Raw genomic sequence first — 1,274 nt, forward strand, 5'->3', positions numbered from 1 at the left:
TATAACGATGCCGTCACCATTGCCAATAATCCAATTTTAACTGGGAATGGCATTACCTTTAATTCCACCTTAGATGGAAATAGCGACATAACAGCTAATGTCGGGGCATCCAACCTCAGCTTTAATGGTGCAGTTGGCAATACCACAGCATTAGGAAATATTACCGCTAATAGTACAGGTACAACTACATTTAATGCCGTCAATGCTGCCAGCATGACCACAGATGCAGGCGGCACAACTCAACTCAATGGTAATGTGACAACTACAGGCAGTCAAACTTATGCAGATGCTGTTACAATTGCCAATAATCCGATTATTTCAGGCAGCGACGTTACTTTCAATAATACTGTGGATGCCAGTAACATTGGCAGCGACTTGACTGTAAATGGGGGTGCAGATAATATTACATTCAATGGTGCAGTTGGCAATACCAAGGCATTAGGAAATATTACCGCTAACTCTACAGGAACAACCGGATTTAATCAAACAGTCAATGCCGCGAGTTTGACTACAGATGCTGGTGGCACAACTCAAGTCAAGGGAAATGTCACTACAATAGGCAGTCAAACTTATGCAGATGCTGTCACAATTGCCAACAACCCCATTCTCTCCGGCAGCGACATTACTTTCAATAATACTGTAGACGGCACCAGCGATTTGACGGCGAATGCGGTTAGCGGTAATGTTACATTCAATGGTGCAGTTGGTGCTGCAAGTGCGATCGGCAATTTAACAGCTAACTCTACAGGCACAACCGCATTTAATCAAACAGTCAATGCCGCGAGTTTGACTACAGATGCCGGGGGCACAACTCAACTTAATGGCAATGTGACTACAACTGGCAGTCAAACTTATGGAGATGCAGTTACAATTGCCAATAATCCTATTCTTTCAGGCAGCGGGATTACTTTTAACGATACTGTTAATGGCAGCAGCGATTTAACTGTGAATGGGGGTACGGGTAATGTTACATTCAATGGTGCAGTTGGTGCTGCAAATGCGATCGGCAATTTAACAGCTAACTCTACAGGAACAACCGCATTTAATCAAACAGTCAATGCCACGAGTTTGACTACAGAGGCTGGCGGCACAACTCAAGTCAAGGGAAATGTCACTACAACTGGGGCTCAAACTTATGGAGATGCTGTGACTGTTGCCACTAATCCCATTCTTTCAGGCAGCGGCATTACTTTCAACGATACAGTAAACGGCAGCAGCGATTTAACTGTGAATGGGGGTGCAGGTAATGTTACATTCAATGGTGCAGTTGGGAG

Annotated in this window: 1 protein-coding gene; it reads left to right on the top strand. The window is 44.3% G+C overall.

The features are described 5' to 3' along the window. On the top strand, positions 1-1,274 hold a 1,274-nt coding region (locus QT996_RS28495; RefSeq protein ID WP_445304601.1), incomplete at both ends, for a beta strand repeat-containing protein.

It is taken from the genome of Microcoleus sp. S13C4 (assembly GCF_036700865.1).
Classification (GTDB): Bacteria; Cyanobacteriota; Cyanobacteriia; order Cyanobacteriales; family Microcoleaceae; genus Microcoleus.